At 34.2% G+C, this 20,006-nt stretch carries 20 protein-coding genes; 17 read left to right on the forward strand and 3 right to left on the reverse strand.

The window, feature by feature from the left end:
- Window positions 1-18: 18 nt before the first annotated feature.
- The 8 genes from mobT (at window position 19) to CLCOS_RS14735 (ending at window position 9,073) form a co-directional block, all read left to right on the forward strand.
- Window positions 19-1,212 carry a MobT family relaxase gene (mobT, locus tag CLCOS_RS14700; RefSeq protein ID WP_063600944.1) on the forward strand — a complete coding sequence of 398 codons (1,194 nt, stop codon included), beginning with the start codon at window positions 19-21 and terminating at the stop codon, window positions 1,210-1,212.
- A gap of 55 nt (window positions 1,213-1,267) precedes the next feature.
- A complete protein-coding gene (locus CLCOS_RS14705; RefSeq protein WP_063600943.1) occupies window positions 1,268-1,489 on the forward strand; it encodes a hypothetical protein in 222 nt (73 codons plus the stop codon).
- Between the two features lie 13 nt (window positions 1,490-1,502).
- Window positions 1,503-2,003 carry an antirestriction protein ArdA gene (locus CLCOS_RS14710; RefSeq protein ID WP_063600942.1) on the forward strand — a complete coding sequence of 167 codons (501 nt, stop codon included), beginning with the start codon at window positions 1,503-1,505 and terminating at the stop codon, window positions 2,001-2,003.
- 105 nt (window positions 2,004-2,108) lie between these two features.
- On the forward strand, window positions 2,109-2,501 hold the full coding sequence (locus tag CLCOS_RS14715; RefSeq protein ID WP_063600992.1) for a conjugal transfer protein: 393 nt from the start codon (window positions 2,109-2,111) through the stop codon (window positions 2,499-2,501).
- Window positions 2,485-4,935, forward strand: coding sequence for an ATP-binding protein (locus CLCOS_RS14720; RefSeq protein ID WP_063600941.1), 2,451 nt, complete (start codon window positions 2,485-2,487; stop codon window positions 4,933-4,935). Before CLCOS_RS14715 ends, CLCOS_RS14720 begins: the two co-directional genes overlap by 17 nt.
- Window positions 4,936-7,161 (forward strand): CD3337/EF1877 family mobilome membrane protein, encoded by a 2,226-nt coding sequence (locus CLCOS_RS14725; RefSeq protein ID WP_082853532.1) that lies wholly within the window; start codon window positions 4,936-4,938, stop codon window positions 7,159-7,161. It begins immediately after the preceding gene.
- Entirely contained in the window at window positions 7,158-8,159 is a 1,002-nt protein-coding gene (locus CLCOS_RS14730) for a lysozyme family protein (protein WP_063600940.1), read from the forward strand. Before CLCOS_RS14725 ends, CLCOS_RS14730 begins: the two co-directional genes overlap by 4 nt.
- A 104-nt stretch (window positions 8,160-8,263) precedes the next feature.
- Window positions 8,264-9,073 carry a conjugal transfer protein gene (locus CLCOS_RS14735; protein WP_430392617.1) on the forward strand — a complete coding sequence of 270 codons (810 nt, stop codon included), beginning with the start codon at window positions 8,264-8,266 and terminating at the stop codon, window positions 9,071-9,073.
- Window positions 9,074-9,225: 152 nt separating this feature from the next.
- Here CLCOS_RS14735 and CLCOS_RS14740 read toward each other — a convergent pair whose 3' ends face one another.
- On the reverse strand, window positions 9,226-9,471 hold the full coding sequence (locus tag CLCOS_RS14740) for a helix-turn-helix domain-containing protein (protein ID WP_063600938.1): 246 nt from the start codon (window positions 9,469-9,471) through the stop codon (window positions 9,226-9,228).
- Between the two features lie 105 nt (window positions 9,472-9,576).
- On the opposite strand from CLCOS_RS14740, the gene CLCOS_RS21545 reads away from it, so the two are divergent.
- Window positions 9,577-9,753 carry a Spo0E family sporulation regulatory protein-aspartic acid phosphatase gene (locus tag CLCOS_RS21545; protein WP_082853531.1) on the forward strand — a complete coding sequence of 59 codons (177 nt, stop codon included), beginning with the start codon at window positions 9,577-9,579 and terminating at the stop codon, window positions 9,751-9,753.
- A gap of 1,268 nt (window positions 9,754-11,021) precedes the next feature.
- Here the strand turns inward: CLCOS_RS21545 and CLCOS_RS14745 are convergent.
- Window positions 11,022-13,157, reverse strand: a complete 2,136-nt coding sequence (locus tag CLCOS_RS14745; RefSeq protein WP_063600937.1) for a heavy metal translocating P-type ATPase — start codon at window positions 13,155-13,157, stop codon at window positions 11,022-11,024.
- 29 nt (window positions 13,158-13,186) lie between these two features.
- Complete coding sequence (locus CLCOS_RS14750) at window positions 13,187-13,555, reverse strand: ArsR/SmtB family transcription factor (protein WP_242866909.1); 369 nt, start codon at window positions 13,553-13,555, stop codon at window positions 13,187-13,189.
- A 344-nt stretch (window positions 13,556-13,899) separates the two neighbouring features.
- Between CLCOS_RS14750 and CLCOS_RS23095 the strand changes: the two genes are divergently transcribed.
- The 8 genes from CLCOS_RS23095 (at window position 13,900) to arsA (ending at window position 20,002) form a co-directional block, all read left to right on the forward strand.
- Window positions 13,900-14,109 (forward strand): GNAT family N-acetyltransferase, encoded by a 210-nt coding sequence (locus tag CLCOS_RS23095; RefSeq protein WP_337955828.1) that lies wholly within the window; start codon window positions 13,900-13,902, stop codon window positions 14,107-14,109.
- Between the two features lie 590 nt (window positions 14,110-14,699).
- Window positions 14,700-15,173: an arsenate reductase ArsC gene (locus tag CLCOS_RS14760; RefSeq protein ID WP_063600935.1), complete on the forward strand. Its 474-nt coding sequence runs from the start codon at window positions 14,700-14,702 to the stop codon at window positions 15,171-15,173.
- 489 nt (window positions 15,174-15,662) lie between these two features.
- Window positions 15,663-16,121: a MarR family winged helix-turn-helix transcriptional regulator gene (locus CLCOS_RS14765; protein ID WP_063600934.1), complete on the forward strand. Its 459-nt coding sequence runs from the start codon at window positions 15,663-15,665 to the stop codon at window positions 16,119-16,121.
- Window positions 16,122-16,134: 13 nt separating this feature from the next.
- Entirely contained in the window at window positions 16,135-17,028 is an 894-nt protein-coding gene (locus CLCOS_RS14770; RefSeq protein ID WP_063600933.1) for a permease, read from the forward strand.
- 50 nt (window positions 17,029-17,078) lie between these two features.
- Window positions 17,079-17,261: a hypothetical protein gene (locus CLCOS_RS14775; RefSeq protein ID WP_063600932.1), complete on the forward strand. Its 183-nt coding sequence runs from the start codon at window positions 17,079-17,081 to the stop codon at window positions 17,259-17,261.
- A 260-nt stretch (window positions 17,262-17,521) separates the two neighbouring features.
- Window positions 17,522-17,860 (forward strand): ArsR/SmtB family transcription factor, encoded by a 339-nt coding sequence (locus CLCOS_RS14780; protein WP_063600931.1) that lies wholly within the window; start codon window positions 17,522-17,524, stop codon window positions 17,858-17,860.
- A 25-nt stretch (window positions 17,861-17,885) separates the two neighbouring features.
- Window positions 17,886-18,257 carry an arsenite efflux transporter metallochaperone ArsD gene (gene arsD, locus CLCOS_RS14785; RefSeq protein ID WP_063600930.1) on the forward strand — a complete coding sequence of 124 codons (372 nt, stop codon included), beginning with the start codon at window positions 17,886-17,888 and terminating at the stop codon, window positions 18,255-18,257.
- Window positions 18,257-20,002, forward strand: coding sequence for an arsenical pump-driving ATPase (gene arsA / locus CLCOS_RS14790; protein WP_063600929.1), 1,746 nt, complete (start codon window positions 18,257-18,259; stop codon window positions 20,000-20,002). The genes arsD and arsA overlap by 1 nt, the downstream gene beginning before the upstream one ends.
- Window positions 20,003-20,006 lie beyond the last annotated feature (4 nt).

The raw sequence follows: 20,006 nt of genomic DNA on the forward strand, positions 1-20,006 counted from the left end.
TTTATTGGAGGGATGTAATTGAGTGAAAACAGTTTATGGTTGCAGGAACTAAAGGAAAAGAGAACTTACTATGGTATCTCACAAAACCGCCTTGCAGTTACAGCAGGAATCACAAGACAGTATCTAAGCGACATTGAAAATGGCAGAGCTTCACCGTCGGAAGACATCAAAGAGACTATTTTAAAATCACTGGAACGCTTTAATCCTGACTCACCTCTTGAAATGTTGTTTGACTATGTGAGGATACGCTTCCCTACTGTAAATGTAAAGCATGTTATTGAAGATATACTGCTTCTCAAAATAAAGTATATGCTTCATGAGGACTATGGTTTCTATTCCTATGCAGAGCATTATGCTTTGGGAGATATTTTTGTAATGGTATCACATGATGAAAAGAAAGGTGTACTTCTGGAACTTAAAGGACGGGGCTGCAGGCAATTTGAGGGATTCCTTCTGGCGCAGCACAGAAGCTGGTACGATTTTTTCATGTGTGCAATCAGTGAAGGCGGTGTATTCAAGCGGCTGGATCTAGCTATAAATGACAAGGCAGGTATACTTGATATCCCCAAGCTCACTGAAAAATGTCGAAATGAAGAATGTATTTCAGTGTTTCGTAGCTTCAAGAGCTATCGAAGTGGTGAGCTTATACACCGTGAGGAAAAAGAAGCTATGGGAAATACACTTTATATCGGTTCACTGAAAAGTGAAATTTACTTTTGTATATATGAAAAGGACTACGAACAGTACGTAAAAAACGGCGTTCCCATAGAGGAATCAGAGGTTAAGAATCGTTTTGAAATTAGGCTCAAAAATGATAGAGCCTATCATGCAATCATTGACCTACTGTCATATAGGGATGCAGATCGTACAGCCTTTTCCATTATAAACCGTTACCTGCGTTTTGTTGACAAAGTAGAAAATAAGAGGCGCAGTGAATGGAAAATAAATAAAAACTGGGCCTGGTTTATAGGCAAGGATCGTGAAAAGTTGAAACTTACCACCAAACCGGAGCCCTATTCTTTTGTACGTACCTTAAATTGGCTGCAAAGACAAGTTGCCCCGACATTAAAGGTGGCACTTTTAATCGATCAGATACGTAACACAAACGTCATTTATGACATTATACAAAATGCCAGACTCACAAAAAGGCATGAGAAAATACTACAGCAGCAGGTAGATACTGCCGAACAGATGGTAACTAACTGCAGGTGATAAATAGAATTTTATTTGATTATATAATGAAAGATTATGGAAGGAGAAATGTGCAATGAATTTCGGACAGAATCTATACAACTGGTTTTTAAGCAATGCCCAGTCACTTGTGCTCATGGCAATTGTAGTAATCGGACTTTACCTTGGTTTCAAGAGAGAGTTTTCCAAGCTCATCGGTTTTCTTATAATTGCACTTATTGCCGTAGGACTGGTATTCAATGCTTCTGGTGTCAAGGATGTACTCTTGAATCTGTTTAACAGAGTTGTTGGTGCATAGGGAGGTGAAAGCTATGGAAATGCAAGTCTATATTGCCAATCTTGGTAAATACAACGAAGGTGAATCAGTGGGTGCATGGTTCACTCCACCTATAGATATGGAAGATGTCAAGGAGCGCATCGGCTTAAATGGTGAGTATGAAGAATATGCCATACATGATTATGAGCTTCCCTTTGACATTGACGAATACACATCCATTGATGAAATCAACCGCCTGTGCTCTATGGCAGAAGAATTGGAAGGAACTCCCATCGAGGATGAAATGAGGGAAATCCAAAGAACTTTCTTTGGCAGTTTTGAGGAAATGGTTGAGCATAAGGATGATATCATCTGTTATCCTGATTGTGACGACATGGAGGATGTTGCCTACTATATTCTTGAGGAATCCGGAAGGCTTGGTGAGATCCCCTCCGATTTACAAAACTATATTGACTATAAAGCCTATGGACGAGACCTGGAGATTGAAGGAAATTTTCTTGTCACTCCACACGGTATTTTTGAATATGCAGGTTAGTTAAAAAGTTTTCAGAAAAGGTGCCAGTGCTCTAATTGTCCCCTGTCAATTTATGCACTGGCCACCTTTCCTATTGAAAATTAAAAAGAGAAAGGATTGTTACATGTGAAGAAAATCAAAAGCTATACAAGTATTTGGAATGTGGAGAAAGTTATATATGCCATCAATGATTTTCAGCTGCCTTTTCCAGTTACATTCACGCAGATGGCATGGCTTGTCTGCTCCCTGCTTCTGGTGGTTATGTTTGCAAATGTTCCGCCTCTTTCAATGATTCACGGAGAACTTCTTAAATATGTGGGAATTCCGGCTGTGCTTACATGGTTTATGTCACAAAAGACTTTTGACGGTAAAAAGCCCTTTGGCTTTTTAAAATCCGTGCTTTCATATATCATCAGACCAAAAGTCACTTATGCAGGAAAACCAGTGAGACTTAAAAAAGAAATTGTAGACGAAGTTATTACCTCAGTTAGGAGTGAAATTTATGACGTATCCCATTAAGTATATAGAAAACAACCTTGTATTTAATCATGATGGAGAATGCTATGCTTATTATGAGATGATACCTTATAATTACTCATTTCTCAGTCCAGAAGAAAAATATCAGGTCCATGACAGTTTTCGTCAGCTTATAGCTCAGAGCCGTGATGGGAAAATACATGCCCTGCAGATTGCAACAGAATCAAGTATAAGGGTAACACAGGAAAACAGCAAGAGAGAAGTTAGCGGAAAATTAAGGAAAGTTGCCTATCAAAAAATAGACCAGCAGACAGAAGCTTTAGTTGATATGATTGGTGAAAACCAGATTGACTATCGCTTTTTTATTGGCTTCAAGCTTCTTTTAAACGAGCAGGAAGTTAGCATTAAAACTATAAGTGAGTCCATAGTTATGACTTTTTCTGATTTTATACATGAGGTCAATCACAAGCTCATGGGTGATTTCGTCAGCATGAGCAATAAGGAAATTGACAGGTTTATGAAGATGGAACGCTTATTAAAAAGCAAAATTTCCCGCAGATTCAAATTTAGAAGGCTAGATAAGAATGATTTTGGGTACTTAATTGAACATCTCTATGGAAAGACAGGTACGCCTTATGAGGAGTACAAATACCATTTGTCTATAGAAAAATTAAAGCAGGAAACTCTGGTAAAAAGATATGACATTATAAAACCTACTCGCTGCCTGGTTGAAGAAAAACAGAGATACTTGAAAATCGAACATGAAGATCAGACGACCTATGTTTCCTATTTTACTATCAATTCTATTGTAAGAGAGCTTGATTTTCCATCCTCGGAAATTTTCTACTATCAACAGCAGCAATTCACCTTCCCTATAGACACATCTATGAATGTAGAAATTGTTACTAATAAAAAAGCTTTGGCTACCGTTAGAAACAAGAAAAAAGAGCTTAAAGATTTGGACAATCATGCCTGGGAGTCCAACAATGATACAGGAAATGACGTTTTAGAGGCCCTTGATAATGTAAATGAGCTGGAAACCAGTCTTGATAAGACAAAGGAAGCCATGTATAAGTTGAGCTATGTTATAAGGGTATCAGCTCCAAGTCTTGATGAATTGAAACGACGTTGTAATGAAGTCATGGACTTTTACGATGATTTAAGCATTAAGCTGGTGCGGCCCTTTGGAGATATGCTGGGGCTGCATGGTGAATTTCTCCCTGCCAGCAAGCGCTATATGAATGATTATATCCAGTATGTTACCAGTGATTTTCTGGCCGGTTTGGGTTTTGGTGCTACACAGATGCTTGGAGAAACAGAAGGTATCTATATTGGATACAATCTTGACACCGGGCGCAATGTGTACTTGAAGCCTAGTCTTGCAGCCCAGGGCGTGAAAGGTTCTGTCACTAATGCTCTTGCAGCAGCTTTTCTTGGTTCACTTGGTGGTGGTAAATCATTTTCAAACAATCTGCTTGTTTATTATGCTGTTCTCTATGGAGGTCAGGCAGTAATTGTTGATCCAAAGTCCGAGCGTGGCAGGTGGAAAGAAAACCTTCTGGAAATTGCCGATGAAATCAATATTATTAACCTTACAAGAGAAGAAAGTGACAAGGGATTGCTTGACCCTTATGTGATTATGAAAAAAACAAAGGATGCAGAAAGTCTTGCAATTGACATTCTTACTTTTCTAACCGGAATTTCAAGTCGTGACGGTGAAAAGTTTCCAGTTCTTCGTAAAGCCATCCGAAGAGTAACACAAAGTGAAAGTCGAGGCCTTTTACGCGTCATTGATGAGCTGCATAAAGAAGACACGCAAGTTGCCAGCAGCATTGCCGATCATATAGACAGCATTAAGGACAGCAATCTTGGCCAGCTTCTATTTTCGGATGGTACTACTATTCAGTCAATAAGTCTTGACAAACAGCTAAACATCATACAAGTGGCGGATTTGGTACTGCCGGATGCAGAAACAGATTTTAAGGAATATACCACCGTAGAGCTTTTGAGTGTAGGCATTTTAATTGTAATAAGCACCTTTGCCCTTGATTTCATTCACTCCGACCGAAGTGTATTTAAAATTGTAGACTTGGACGAAGCATGGAGCTTTTTGCAGGTGTCACAGGGTAAGACGCTTTCCAATAAGCTTGTAAGGGCCGGCCGTGCTATGAATGCAGGTGTTTATTTTGTAACGCAGAATGCGGACGACCTGCTTGATGAAAAAATGAAAAATAATATAGGCCTCAAATTTGCATTTCGCTCTACAGATATAAATGAGATAAAAAAGACATTGGAGTTCTTTGGAGTGGACAAGGAAGATGAGAATAACCAGAAACGGTTGCGAGACCTTGAAAATGGTCAATGTTTAATTTCCGATCTTTATGGCCGTGTAGGTGTTATTCAGATTCATCCGGTATTTGAAGAATTGCTCCATGCTTTTGACACCCGACCACCTGTTAAGAAAGAGGTGACCTAAATGCATTTTAAAAAGATACAGATAAAAAAGATATGGAAAATCTTCATAGCTATCTTGCTGGTCACTGTAATATCCTTTCTTTTTTTAGCCCTTGTTGGAACTATAGCACATGCGGCAGGTCTTGTAGATGATACAGTAAGCTCCAAGAATATTTACTCCAAATATCCTCTTGGCAATTACCAACTTGATTTCTACGTGGATAATTCCTGGGACTGGTTGCCCTGGAATTGGACAGATGGCATAGGAAAACAGGTGATGTATGGACTATATGCAATCACCAATTTTATATGGACAATTTCACTCTACTTGTCCAATGCCACAGGGTATCTGGTGCAGGAAGCCTACTCGCTGGACTTTATTTCTAAGACTTCGGATGCCATTGGTAAGAACATGCAGACTTTGGCAGGTATTTCACCAAATGGCTTTCAAAGCTCCGGCTTTTATGTGGGATTTCTTCTGATTTTCATCTTGATAGTTGGTATATATGTTGCCTATGTAGGGCTTATCAAGAAAGAAACTACTAAAGCTGTTCATGCAGTAATTAATCTAGTAGTGGTTTTTATACTGTCTGCTTCCTTTATTGCCTATGCTCCGGACTATATTGGTAAAATCAATGGTTTTTCATCTGATGTAAGCAGTGCCAGTCTGTCTATTGGTGGAAAAATTGTCATGCCAAATTCGGAAAGTAAAGGTAAAGACAGTGTGGATATGATAAGGGACAACCTATTTTCCATACAGGTGCAACAGCCCTGGTTTCTACTACAGTATGGCAATTCCGATATGGATAAAATCGGACAAAAACGAGTTGAAAAGCTGCTTTCTGCGGACCCGGATAAAAACAACGGCAAAGATAGAGAAACGGTTGTAAAGGAGGAAATTGAGGACAAGAACAACATGAATCTTACTATAACAAAGACCATTACACGACTTGGTATGGTGTTCTTTTTGTTTATCTTCAATATAGGAATTTCCATTTTCGTATTTTTTCTGACAGGTATAATGATATTCTCACAGATACTTTTTATAATCTATGCAATGTTTTTGCCTATGAGTTTTCTACTATCCATGATACCTGGTTTTGATAATATGGGAAAGCGCGCCATAATGAAGCTCTTTAATGTAATCATGACACGGGCGGGTATTACACTTATTGTAACTACTGCCTTTTCCATCTCCACAATGCTCTATACCCTGTCGGAAGGTTTCCCATTTTTCCTGATTGCATTTTTGCAGATAGTTACATTTGCTGGTATCTATATGAAGCTTGGAGATCTAATGGGAATGTTCAATTTACAGGCAAATGATTCCAAGCAAATGGAACATAGAATCTTTCAAAAACCTTATATGCTGTTAAACCGTGGGACACGAAGACTCAAAAGGAAAATTGGCCGCATCATCGTTGCCGGAACAACTGGTGCAGCAGCTGGAGCTATGGCCGGTGCAGTAGCTTCCAAGAAATCAAAAACTTCCCGAAGGACACAGACAAACCACAAGCGTCCGGTTAGTAGCTCTACTGCACAATCTGAAGGTAAGCCAAGTTTTGGAGAGCGTGTCGGTGAGAGAGTTGGAGCAGTTATGGATACGAAAGATCACATTGCAGATAAAGCAGGACAAATAAAAGAGCAGGCAAAGGATTTACCAGTCAATGCACGTTACGCTCTCTATCATGGCAAAAAGCAAGTATTAGGCAAGGTAGCAAAAAATGTGGATGGCTTCAAAAGTGGCATAGCAAGAACACTAGAAGATAAAAAGCAGGAACGTGCGGAGAACAGAAATAGGCAGCGAGAAACAATTGCAAAGCGTCGAATTGAGCTTGACAGGTCACACCAGCAAAGAGCAACAAAGCAGCCTATAACAGAACGGCTAGAGAGACAGAAAACATCAACTTTTGCTCCGGTACGTACTAGACCTGTAACATCTAGTGATATTGCCACTACAAACAGGACAAACATGAATCAAACAAACTCATCTACTGATCGGATAGCAACAAATAGTATTGAAAAGCCTGCTATGAACCGTCCTTTAGCCAATGCACCAAAGCTTACAGCAAATCAAGATCCAGAAAATTGTGTTTCTAGCAGAGAGCGTTTCTATGAAAAAAGGAAAGAACCGGAAAATGTTTCTCAAAAGCCAGCTGTAAAGCCTACTACTTTAAGACATACCACACAGCTGCGTCAAGAAGTAAAAGAGCAAGTGGGCAAAAGGCAGAAAGGACGTGAGAAATGAAACTAAAGCATTTGATTGTCCTTGGTGTTGTATTTGCTGTACTGCTTTCTCTGCTCATCTTTGTTGCTGTCTTTATTTCAGATGAAGACAGTGAAAATGGCAGTGAAATTGATCTTGCAGGTTCCAATCTATCACAGGAAGTGCTGGCACACAAACTTATGGTTGAGAAGTATGCCAGGGAATATGGGATTGAAGAATATGTAGGTTATCTACTTGCAATCATGCAGGTAGAAAGTGGCGGACAAGGCGTAGATGTAATGCAGTCAATTGAATCCGCAGGAGTGTTACAGAATTCCTTTTCTGTAGAGGAATCCATAAAGCAAGGCTGCAAATATTTTGCCTCCTTGCTTGAGTATTCCAAGAAAAAAGGCTGTGATATAAATACTGTTCTCCAATCCTACAACTATGGAGAAGGTTTTATAGACTATGTCGCCGGCCATGGCAAAAAATACACCTTTGAACTTGCAGAGAGCTTTGCAAGAGAAAAATCAGGTGGAAATAAAGTCACTTATACAAACCCTATTGCTGTAAGAAAAAACGGCGGTTGGATGTATAGCTATGGGAATATGTTTTATGTACCTCTAGTATCACAATGTCTGACTGCTCATCGTTTTGATAATGCCACAGTTCAGATAATTATGACAGAGGCCCTTAAATATCAAGGCTGGAAGTATGTTTTTGGTGGTAGCAACCCAAACACTTCATTTGATTGCAGTGGACTTGTTCAATGGTGCTTTGGAAAGGCTGGAATTAAACTTTCCAGGACAGCTCAGGAGCAATATGATATGATGCAGCACATTTCCCTATCAGAAGCAAAACCAGGTGATCTGGTATTTTTTCATGGTACCTATAATGCAGGAACTTATATCACGCATGTAGGAATTTTTGTTGGAAACAATCGTATGTACAATGCAGGTAACCCTATTGGATATGCTGATCTCACTACTTCATACTGGCGTGAGCATCTAGTAAGTGCAGGCAGAATCAAAAATAAATAGAAAGGAAAATTTAAGATATGAAAATATGGAAAAAGGGGAAACAGTATAGAACTAAAAAGATACATGTTATGAAAGTTGGTACCCACAGGAAATCTATCATTTTTTTGTGGGTACTCCTGATTGGCAGTGTTATCTTTGGTATTTACAAAAATTTTACTGCCATAGATATAAAAACTGTTCATGAAACAAAGGTCATGGAAAAACAGGTTGTAGATACCAATCAGATAGAAAATTTCGTGAAAAACTTCGCTAAAGTATATTACTCATGGCAAAATAATCAGAATTCTATAGATACGCGAACAGAAAATCTCAAAGGGTATATGACCAAAGAATTGCAGGATTTAAACACCGATGCAATTCGCAGGGATATACCAACATCTTCCACAGTTAATGACGTGGAAATTTGGAAAGTAAAAAAGGTAGATAATAATAAATATGGAGTTACTTTTTCTATTGACCAGTTGATAACTGAAAGTAATACAAAAAAGATGGTTGATTCCTCTTATGAAGTGGCAGCTTATGTAGATAAGTCTGGGAATATGGTTATCATCAAGAACCCTACTATTTGTGGAATTCCAGCAAAATCAAGTTATGAACCAAAAACATTAGAAAGTGATGGTAGGGTGAATGAAGCTACTACGGAGGAAATCAATGAATTTTTAAAGACTTTCTTTAAACTCTATCCTACTGCAAGTGGAAAAGAACTATCCTACTATGTCAAAGATGATGTGATTAAACCGATTGGCAAGAAATATGTATTTTCAGAGCTTATTAATCCGGTATATCAAAAAGCTGGTGATAAAGTGCAGGTATTGGTATCCGTTAAGTATCTGGATCAACAGACGAAAGCGATGCAGATTTCACAGTTTGATTTGACTTTGGAGAAGGATAGAAATTGGATGATTGTTAAATGAAAAATAGCAGGCACATACTAACATTAAGTTTTTGTGTGCCTGCTATAATATATCAAATATTTGGAGAAATAATATAATATTAAAATAAAGGATTGGTATATTTTAATACTTATTAATGACTTAAATTAATTATTAAAATAGGAAAAACATTCTTATTCTCTCCCAAGTAGCCATAATATGCTTACACCTAAAGCATCAGCTATGGCAACAAGTTCCTTGTCTGTAACTGGTCTTGTTTTGGATTCAATTTTGGATATTGCTGTTTTTTCAAGGGTGATCCCTCTTACTGCGAGTCTGGCAAGTAAATCGTTTTGAGTTATTTTGGGCTTATTTTTAAGCCTTGCATATTTGACTTTATCACCAATTAAATTTTTGTTTTTATTTTTAGTATATACCATCCAAGCTAATCCTCCAAAATAATCCTTTATCTATATTGATTATATGTGAGAAATAATGTTATAATTTGCTTGTAGAGCAAGTTTACTAATTATGTGGAGGATTATATGGATAAGAAAATGGGGATAAGGTATCAAATAGAAGAAACTAGGCAGATTTTAAATAATAAATTATTACAGAATACATTAAATAAGGATACGATAGATACAGATATATTAAATATAAGCTGGAAATTGGATAAATTAATTGCTCAATTTATGAAAGAGGAAATTTTACACAAATAGAAATTATTAGTTTATATTCAATTTTCATTAGTAGCTAATAAATGTGAACGCCCTCTAGAAAGTTTAAAGTACTTAACAATATACAATTATTTGCTATGTAATTCATCCAATATTTATTCTCGTTATCTTATCAATTATTAAAATCAAAATTAACTTAGCCTTAAGTTCTTTTTTATTGAAGCTTCATTTGAAGAAAACTTTATAGATTATTATGTATTTTATTTGCAATTAATTTTTTGTAAAAATTATCAACATTATAAACAAAACATATAATAAAATATTACAGGCTAATCTTTTATCAGATAAATGTTTCTTTTTCAAAGTCATCCATAAAGAAAAAATAGCTATAAATGTTATAATCGCTGATATTATTAAATATTTATCAAAGAGCCATGGTGTAAACATTATACCAAGAGCACTTGGAACAGTAGCCTGTATCCATCATAGAACCGCTAATGTTAGAAAGAGCTAAACTCTCTTTTCACTGTTTCACCCATATAAGCGCATTTAATATCTCAGGCAATTCTGTTGCTACAGGGCTTAATAACAATTTAAAATGTTTTTTATAATTTTTACATAACGAACCTCCTTATCAAATAATTTTTAAGTTAAGATTGAGTCCTATATGTAAAATTAAATAAGTTTTCATATAAACAAAAAAACTTTTGACACAGTGATTTTCCATCTTAAAAGTCTTTTTTAACGTAATAATTACACTAAAAAAGACTTTTAGCACAACGATAGAATCATTGTGTTAAAAGTCTCGCTTGGCCAGAATCAGCCATGACAAAGCCAGATCAAAGATCAGTATGTTGACTTTATCACCAATATATTAGGTAGCTATTCCCTTTTAACCTTAAAAATTTCCTTTTCAATCACATTTTGTTATTATCATTTCTTATACTCTCAAAGTATAAGAAAATCATTTATCTCTAAGATAATTACTAATAGTATAGTTATACCTCAGATAAAGCTAAACATATATGGCATATGCCTCATCTAATTATTGTGATTGATAGTGCTTTTAATAATAGGATAACATAAAGCCGAGATTACTGTAAATTTCCGTCTGGTAACGGCTTTAATTTAAGAATGACTTTTCCACTAGGTGATCTAATCTATTATTTTTATTCTGCTACATTTGATCCTTCCGTTAGGTATGATATTGGGATTAATCAATTAACTGATTCAGACTAGCCGAAGACATTAATCTCCTATCTCAAATGAGATATCTTAATGGATAATTTTCATAGATTGCAGGTAAACTTTTATAGGGATTTTGTATTCATTGCCCGCATTGCGTTTAAAATTGCAATTATGGCAACCCCCATGTCTGCAAACACTGCCTCCCACATTGATGCCATTCCAAGTGCACCTAATACAAGAAATACTGCTTTTACACCTAATGCAAATACAATATTCTGATACACTATAATACGTGTCCTTTTTGCTATTTTTATTGCAGATGATATTTTTGATGGCTCATCAGTCATTATTACGATGTTTGCAGCTTCAATTGCTGCATCCGAGCCCAGCCCACCCATAGCTATACCGATATCGGCTCTTGCAAGTACCGGTGCATCGTTGATACCATCACCAACAAATACAAGCTTTCCTTTGGTGGATTTTTTACTATTCAGCAGTTCAAGTTTTTCTACCTTGTCAGCGGGAAGTAACTCTGAATAAACCTCATCCAGCCCCAATTGTCCTCCAATTTTGTCAGCTACAGTTTTCAAATCTCCAGTGAGCATTACCGTTTTCTTGACACCAAGGGATTTAAGTTCTCTAACTGCACCTGCTGAGTCTTTTTTGATTTCATCCGATATAACAATATTACCTGCATATCTCTTGTCTATTGCAACATGTACTACAGTTCCTGAAGTTTCAGTATTATTATATTCAATATTTTTGCCGGTCATCAATCTTGTATTGCCGGCAAGAACCTCTTTGTTGTTTACATTTGCTCTAATACCCTGTCCTGCAATTTCTTCATAGTTTTCAATTCTGTTCTTGTCTATTTCGGAATTATAAGTATTTGTAATTGAAAGTGCAATGGGATGGCTTGAATAGCTTTCTGCATAAGCTGCATATTCTAGCAGTTCTTTATCTGTATAACCGTTTCGAGAATTTATTTCTGTAACTTTAAATACACCTTTGGTCAATGTACCTGTCTTATCAAAAGTAACTATTTCAACGTTGTTTAAAGCTTCAAGGTAGTTGCCGCCTTTTACCAGTATTCCCCTCTTTGAAGCTCCCCCAATTCCCCCGAAGAAACCCAGAGGTATTGATATCACCAATGCACAGGGGCAAGAAACTACTAAGAATACTAAAGCTCTGTAAATCCAATCGGAGTAAGCCGCTCCTTCAATTACCAGAGGCGGTATTACTGCAAGTGCCAGAGCACCAAACACTACTACCGGAGTATAGTATCTTGCAAATTTTGTTATAAAGTTCTCAGTAGGTGCTTTTCTGCTGCCTGCGTTTTGAACCAAATCCAGAATTTTAGATACAGTTGATTCACTATAATCTTTTGTTACTTCGACTGTCAGCAAACCATTTTTATTAATGAATCCGCTTAAGGCATCTTCTCCTGGCTCCAATTTGCGTGGAACGGATTCACCTGTTAATGCAGACGTATCAGCCATTGATGTTCCTTCTATTATTTTACCATCCAGTGGAACTTTTTCTCCAGGTTTTACAACGATGATATCACCTGCACTTACGTTTTCGGGAGATACTCTTTTCAGTTCTTTACCAACTTTTAAATTTGCATAGTCAGGCCTTATATCCATTAAGGAGCTTATGGACTTTCTGGAATGATCTACAGCAGTATCCTGAAATAATTCACCAACAAGATAGAACAGCATGACAGCCACACCTTCCGGATATTCTCCAACAAAGAAAGCACCGATTGTAGCAACACTCATGAGGAAGTGCTCGCTAAATACCTGACCACGCGCAATACCTTTTAGTGCCAGTAGAACCACATTTCCTCCAACTATGATATAGCTTATCAAAAAGATAGTAAGCTCCAGCCAGCTCTTAAAATTAAAAATTATGCCTATTGCAAATATAACTCCCCCAATTGCAAGTTTTGCTATTTCTTTTTTGTGATTTTCTTCGTCTTCATCGTTATCATTTTCTTTTGCTTTAGCCGTCGAAGTATTTTCCTCAAAAATAACTTTGACATCCGGTTCTATTTTTTTTACTATACCTTTTATCTTTTCATCTAACTCGGAAGTACTGACATTTTGATTGGTTTCCAAAGTAAGTTTTTTTGAAACAAAATCTATAGAAGCAAACCTAACTACTTCTAAATTTTTGACCTCATTTTCGATTTTTCCTGCACAATTAGCACAATCTAAACCTTGAAGTATAAATCTCCTTTTGATTGTAGAATTCATGAAATTTCATCTCCTTAAAATCTTTTTGATTATTTTTCATCAACATGAGCTAAACATTGATTGAATATTGGCTTGATATGTTCATCATCCAATGAGTAGTATACAATTTTACCATCCCGTCTATATTTAATTAATTTTGACTGCCTGAGTATTTTTAGATGATGTGATATTGCAGGCTGGCTCATATTGAGTAAAGCAGAAATGTCACATACACACATTTCAGACAGCATTAGTGCATTAATTATTTTTAATCTTGTAGGATCATTTAACACTTTGAAAAATTCTGCCATATTGCATATTGAAGTATTGTCGGTTATAGTTTCTTTAACTTTGCTGACAATATTCTCATGTATTATATGGCAGCTGCAAATTTCGATATTTTCTTTATCATAGTTCATGATCATCTTACCTCCATTCATTAAACATATAAACATATAAGCATACGTTTATATGTTTATATAAAGTATACCTTAACTGTTTTAATTAGTCAATGCCATTAGAAGTAAAGATCGAAAAGCATTAATACAGGTAAAAGTAAATTTCAGATAAAAGTATTTATGTAATAGATAGGATTGGAATAACAGCTACATTGATTTATGTAGATTAGTAGCACGTTTAGATAATAAAGTATTGGATTGGGCAGCTTTAAGCCCAATTTCAAGTAGATGTGTTTATGAAGGTGTAGCGGAAGTCGGCATATATAGAAGAAAAATACAGGTGTAGAGGCGTAGGAACTGTTCTTTTGACAAATTTAATTGAATTATCCGAAAAAAATGGATTTTGGACTTTACAATCTGTAATTATAAAAGAGAATGCTGAAAGTATAAATTTTCATAATAAGTACGGCTTTAGAAAAGTAGGTATAAGAGAAAAAATAGGAAAAATGAAAAATGGCATATGGCATGATGTGGTTTTGATGGAACTTAGAAGTAAGTTAGTAGGAGTAAATTAGATTCATATAATAAAAATTATTTTGATATTTATACTAGCTAAGTAACAAATACAATTTCAGTACATAGACTATTATAGATACAATAGCCTATTATTTTTAATTATTTCAATAATTTTATTGACAATACATAGATAATAGTCTATATTCATGAATATAGACTATTATCTATGTAAAAATATTTTATGGATTTGGGATTGAAAGTTAAACACAAAAAATTTTTAATTTTTAAGATTCTTAAAATAAAAGTAGAAAACTTTTTTAAATTAATATGAATTTTACTAAATTACAATTGATAAAGTATAGGATTAACTTTTTGGTTTCATTCTCCCTAACTGGTGAAATTATTTAGTTAGTCCTATAAAATTTTAAGACTATTTAAGATGATAAAGAATTAACCGTATAATTATTCCACACTCTACCTGTGATTGTTTATGGAGTAAAGAATTCGTTTAATACTATTTATTATGAAATGATATATTAAATGTTAAATGTATGCTAAATAGTTACTATAATTATTGATAACTAATATAATCTATCATATGATTATGAGTAAGTAATTACATAAAAGAATTAGGGAGTGATATTATATTATGCAAAAGAAAGTATTATTTTTATGTACTCAAAATTCTGCAAGAAGCCAAATGGCGGAGGCCATACTAAATGATAAGGGTAAAGGTAAATTTATTGGTTTTAGTGCAGGAAGTCAGCCGGCTGATGATATTAATGTTTATGCCAAAATTGTCATGAAAGAAATGGGTATAGATATTAGTAATTACAAACCTAAATCAATAAAACAATTTTTAAATGAGAAGTTTGATTTTGTTATTACATTATGTGATAAGGCTAAAAATGAATGCCCTACTTTACCGAATGATGCAATTTATGTACACTGGGGAATAACTGACCCAAGAGACTTTAAGGGAAATGAGGAAGAGACAGTTAATCACTTTAAAAAAATTAGAAATGAGTTAACTAGAAGAATTAATTTATTTATTGATCTACCAGTAGATAAATTAGACAAAGTAATATTGAGAAAAAGATTAGATGAAATAATTTCAAAATAATATTTTATTTTTTAATATATGGCTATAGTGAGAGATTAAAAAATATAAAGATAATGTCTTAAGGAATAATATACATGGTGCCTAATATAGAAGGTACATAAAAGAGCAATGTATTTCATTTAAGAAGTATTTAATAAATATCAGAAAATTTAAAAAGCTTTAAAATTAGCTTATCCCTAAATTTGATTGGATAAGCTTTATGTTTGAAGAAATATCTAAAAAGTAAAATTGTTAATATGATTTTAGGTAATTGTATATCAGAATTAAAGAAAGGAATTTGTTAGTTACTGATATGTAGATGTGATGGGCTTACAGAAAATAGAAAATATCATGACGATAGATGTCAGAGTAAATAAATAATATTAAGAAGCTGATGTAGAAAGTGTATTAAATATACTAGTACATAATGAAATATATAGTTGACAGCAGAAACTAAATATAATATAATAATTGACAGTGGAAACTAATTTACGAGAAAGAAGGTAGCAAATGAATAAGAATATACCGGATATTTATAATTTGATCCAAGAACTAGCTTGGCACTTTGGAAATCACGGATTTAATGGTGAATGCTGTAAAGATTTATCTTTAGTTGAATTTATGGCACTCAAAAAGATACAAGAAAGTGATACTATTACGATTCAAGAAATAGGAAATGCTTTAAACTTTACAAAGAGTGGTGCAAGTAAAATTATTAATCGATTAGAGGACAAAGGATATGTTATACGAGAAATTTCTTCAATAGATGGACGTGTGTGCTGTGTCAATGTAACCACAAAAGGGATAGAAATAATAAAAAATATAATTGAAGAGTATTCAATTTATGTTGATGAAATGTTAAAAGAATTTGATTCTGACACCATTGAAAATATTAAATCTGTTTTGAAAATTTTGACGATCGCCGCACAAAAAAAAGAAATGCATAAAAACTTTAATTACAAACAATAAAAGGAGGGATTTAATGAATAGTTTTGTGGTCACAATCCAGTATTTTATAACGATAATGGCAGAGCTTATTGTACTGTTTATTGGAATTAGTACCATTATTGCATTTTTATTAATGTATATACCACAGAATAAAATAAAAGATTGGTTATCAGGTAAAGGTATATTAGGTAATATAATGGCGGTACTTTTTGGGGCTGTCACGCCTTTTTGTGCATGTTCTACGGTTCCGATGACTCTTGGATTACTTGAAGCTGGAGTATCATTTGGAACAGTTATGTCTTTTGTAATTTCATCTCCTTTAATGGACCCTTTGGTATTTATATTACTTGGAACATTTATGGGCTGGAAGGTTGCTATTGGATTTTTAGTCTTGACATCTATCTTTGCCGTTATTTTCGGATTACTCTTTGACAAATTTGGATGGGCAGATCAAGTCAAACGTGTTCGTATTAAAGGTGGTAAACATGAACATAATGGAGGATTGCCAATCGGATTTAAAAACAGACTGAAAGCATCATTATTAAAAGCATGGACAGACTTCAAGGGTGTTTTTATATACATGGTAATTGGTGTTGCAATTGGTGCAGCTATTTATGGATATATGCCTACTGAGCTTCTGGCAAAAGTTGCAGGACCTGATAATCCGTTTGCTGTTATTGTTTTAGCATTGATTGGTATGCCATTATATATTCGTGTAGAATCAGCTATTCCAATTGGACTTTCATTAATAAATAAAGGTGCAAGTATTGGAGCTGTAATAGCATTTATAATTAGTGGTGCCGGTATAGCTATTCCGGAGTTGACAATGCTTTCCAGCATATTTAAGAAAAAAATAATTATTGCATTTGTAGTAATAGTATTTGTTACATCTGTAATATCGGGATTTGTTTTCAATATGCTTATATAAGTATATTTTTATAATAAATTAAAATAAAAATTGAAAGGGGAAATATGATTATGAAAAAAGAGAATGAAAAAAAAGAAAATGAGAAAAAAGGATTATTTGAACGCTTAGCACAAAATAAAAAAGCCAAGAAAAACTCAAGCTGCTGCAATTTTGAAGTTGAGGAGATACCAGAAAAAAATAATAAAGGTGAAAAAAAATCTCCAAAGGATAAAGGTAGTTCATGTTGTAAATAAATTTAATAGAGTTTCTAGAAAAGCTTAATGTGTATTATTGTATTTTAGTTGATATCCGAAAGCTACTACAATATATATTTACTTTGAAATTACATTTATTAAAAATTAATAAATGCAAGTAACAAATAAATGCTCATAACATAGACTATTATATATATAATAGTCTATTGTTTTTAATTATTTAAATAATTATATTGACAATACATAGATGATAGTCTATATTATAAATATAGATGATTATCTATATAGGGGGTGACTTTATGAATTTAGATTATGAACTAAACGCAAAAATATTCAAGGCACTGTCAGATCAAAATAGATTAAAAATTATTGACATACTCTCTTGTGGTGAAAAATGCGCCTGTGATTTACTGGAACATTTTGATTTTACACAACCTACTCTATCCCATCACATGAAAGTGCTTATAGACTGTAAACTTGTTAAATGTAGAAAAGAAGGAGTATGGAGTCACTATTCGTTGGATAATACTAATGCAAATAAGCTGGTGCTGTTTTTAATGAATATTATGACGGATACAGAGGAATGTATCTGTAAGGGCCAGAGTACTGGTTTATGTAAAACTGACAATGAAAAATAAATTTATATGATAAGGAGAGATTTATATGAAAAAAATGATAATTTTTGATCCGGCAATGTGCTGTTCTACAGGTGTATGTGGACCTTCTATAGATCCAGAATTGTTAAGGGTTTCCACTGTTATTAACACACTTCAAAAGAAAGGAATATTGGTTGAAAGGTATAATTTGACCAGTAATCCCCAGATATTTGTTGACAATAAGACCATTAATGAAATATTGAATAAAGAAGGTACAGAAATACTTCCAGTAACTATGGTAGATGGTGTAATAGTAAAGACAAAAACATATCCGACAAATAAGGAATTTTGTGAATTACTAGGTATATCAGAAGATTATTTAAAAACTGGACTTAAGATAACGTCTAAAGGTTGTGATTGTGGAGGAGGATGTTGTTAATGTTTAAAAAATTTAATCCTGACAGCATAAACTTAACTAAATATTTGTTTTTTACAGGTAAAGGCGGCGTAGGCAAGACTTCTACTGCTTGCGCCACTGCTGTTACCCTTGCAGATCAGGGTAAAAAAATCATGCTCATTAGTACAGATCCAGCTTCCAATTTACAGGATGTGTTTGGTACAGATCTCGATAATAAGGGAGTTGAAATTAAAGAGGTACCAAATTTGACAGTAGCAAACCTCAATCCTGAAAAGGCTGCTCAAGAGTACAGGGAAAGTGTAATAGCTCCATATCGAGGTAAGCTTCCAGAAGCAGCCGTCAAGAATATGGAAGAACAACTTTCAGGTTCTTGTACTGTGGAAATAGCAGCTTTTAATGAATTTTCAACTTTTATTACTGATGAAAAAATTGAAGAAAAATTTGATCACATAATTTTTGATACAGCACCTACAGGGCATACTTTGAGGATGCTTCAACTTCCTTCGGCTTGGAGTAATTTTATAGGAGAAAGTACTCATGGAGCTTCATGTTTAGGGCAGTTATCAGGACTTGAAGATAAGAGATCATTATATAAAAACGCGGTTGAAACTTTATCGGATGGAACAACGACTACCCTTGTTCTTGTTTCAAGGCCTGAAATTACACCTCTTAAAGAAGCAGAAAGAGCATCTAAAGAATTAAGAGATATAGGTATAAATAATCAGTCAATGATTATAAATGGTGTACTTGAAATTCATGATGACAATATTTCAAACGCAATTTATTTAAAGCAGAAAAATGCTTTAGAGAATATGCCTAAAAGCTTAAAAGATCTTGAAATTTATGAAATACCACTTAGGCCATATAATGTAACAGGAATTAAAAATATAAGAGCATTTTTAAAAAAAGATAACGTTGAATATAAAGTTGCAGAATTAAATGTAAATAAAATAAATAAGCTGAAAGATATAGTTGATGATCTATACAATAATGATAAAAAGGTGATATTTACTATGGGAAAAGGTGGAGTAGGTAAAACAACAGTTGCAGCAGCTATTGCTCTCGGACTTTCAAAAAAAGGTAAAAAGGTTCATCTAACTACTACAGATCCTGCAGCACATTTAAAATTTGTCTTAGACAAAAATTATGGCATTACATTAAGTCATATTGATGAAAAAAAAGAACTTGAAAAATATAAAACAGAAGTATTAAATAATGCCAGAAAAACTATGGATGAAAGCGATATAGCATATATTGAAGAGGATTTAAGATCTCCGTGCACACAGGAAATAGCTGTATTCAGAGCTTTTGCAGATATAGTTGAGAAATCAAAGGATGAAGTTGTGGTAATAGATACAGCACCTACAGGTCATACATTATTACTATTAGATTCCACAGAAAGCTATAATAGAGAAATTAAGCGTTCAGAAGGTGATATACCTCAATCTGTCAAAGATCTTTTACCTGAACTTAAAAACGCTAATGATACAGAAGTTATTATTGTAACTTTAGCTGAGGATACTCCAGTTTACGAATCTATACGTCTTGAAGCAGATCTAGAACGTGCAGGAATTGCAAGTAAGTGGTGGATTGTAAATTCCAGCATGTATGCAGCTGATACTACAAATAGTGTACTCAAGGCTAAAGCAAGTAATGAAATACCATGGATCAACAAAGTTAATGAAATCTCCAACGGAAATTTTGCATTGATAGAATGGAAAGCAGAAGAGATTAAAGATGAAAAATTATTCGAGTTATTAGGTTAAAGAA

The sequence above is a fragment of the Clostridium coskatii genome, assembly GCF_001675205.1.
GTDB classification, from domain to species: Bacteria; Bacillota; Clostridia; order Clostridiales; family Clostridiaceae; genus Clostridium_B; species Clostridium_B ljungdahlii.

What these genes read in the sequence shown, in the direction of transcription:
- arsA (WP_063600929.1), top strand. Translation starts at nt 18,257, where the DNA reads ATGTTTAAAAAATTTAATCCTGACAGCATAAACTTAACTAAATATTTG.
- CLCOS_RS14770 (WP_063600933.1), top strand. Translation starts at nt 16,135, where the DNA reads ATGAATAGTTTTGTGGTCACAATCCAGTATTTTATAACGATAATGGCA.
- CLCOS_RS14750 (WP_242866909.1), bottom strand. Translation starts at nt 13,555, where the DNA reads ATGAACTATGATAAAGAAAATATCGAAATTTGCAGCTGCCATATAATA.
- CLCOS_RS14740 (WP_063600938.1), bottom strand. Translation starts at nt 9,471, where the DNA reads ATGGTATATACTAAAAATAAAAACAAAAATTTAATTGGTGATAAAGTC.
- CLCOS_RS14765 (WP_063600934.1), top strand. Translation starts at nt 15,663, where the DNA reads ATGAATAAGAATATACCGGATATTTATAATTTGATCCAAGAACTAGCT.
- CLCOS_RS14710 (WP_063600942.1), top strand. Translation starts at nt 1,503, where the DNA reads ATGGAAATGCAAGTCTATATTGCCAATCTTGGTAAATACAACGAAGGT.
- CLCOS_RS14725 (WP_082853532.1), top strand. Translation starts at nt 4,936, where the DNA reads ATGCATTTTAAAAAGATACAGATAAAAAAGATATGGAAAATCTTCATA.
- CLCOS_RS14745 (WP_063600937.1), bottom strand. Translation starts at nt 13,157, where the DNA reads ATGAATTCTACAATCAAAAGGAGATTTATACTTCAAGGTTTAGATTGT.
- CLCOS_RS21545 (WP_082853531.1), top strand. Translation starts at nt 9,577, where the DNA reads ATGGATAAGAAAATGGGGATAAGGTATCAAATAGAAGAAACTAGGCAG.
- CLCOS_RS14780 (WP_063600931.1), top strand. Translation starts at nt 17,522, where the DNA reads ATGAATTTAGATTATGAACTAAACGCAAAAATATTCAAGGCACTGTCA.
- CLCOS_RS14705 (WP_063600943.1), top strand. Translation starts at nt 1,268, where the DNA reads ATGAATTTCGGACAGAATCTATACAACTGGTTTTTAAGCAATGCCCAG.
- CLCOS_RS14720 (WP_063600941.1), top strand. Translation starts at nt 2,485, where the DNA reads ATGACGTATCCCATTAAGTATATAGAAAACAACCTTGTATTTAATCAT.
- CLCOS_RS14775 (WP_063600932.1), top strand. Translation starts at nt 17,079, where the DNA reads ATGAAAAAAGAGAATGAAAAAAAAGAAAATGAGAAAAAAGGATTATTT.
- arsD (WP_063600930.1), top strand. Translation starts at nt 17,886, where the DNA reads ATGAAAAAAATGATAATTTTTGATCCGGCAATGTGCTGTTCTACAGGT.
- CLCOS_RS14760 (WP_063600935.1), top strand. Translation starts at nt 14,700, where the DNA reads ATGCAAAAGAAAGTATTATTTTTATGTACTCAAAATTCTGCAAGAAGC.
- CLCOS_RS14730 (WP_063600940.1), top strand. Translation starts at nt 7,158, where the DNA reads ATGAAACTAAAGCATTTGATTGTCCTTGGTGTTGTATTTGCTGTACTG.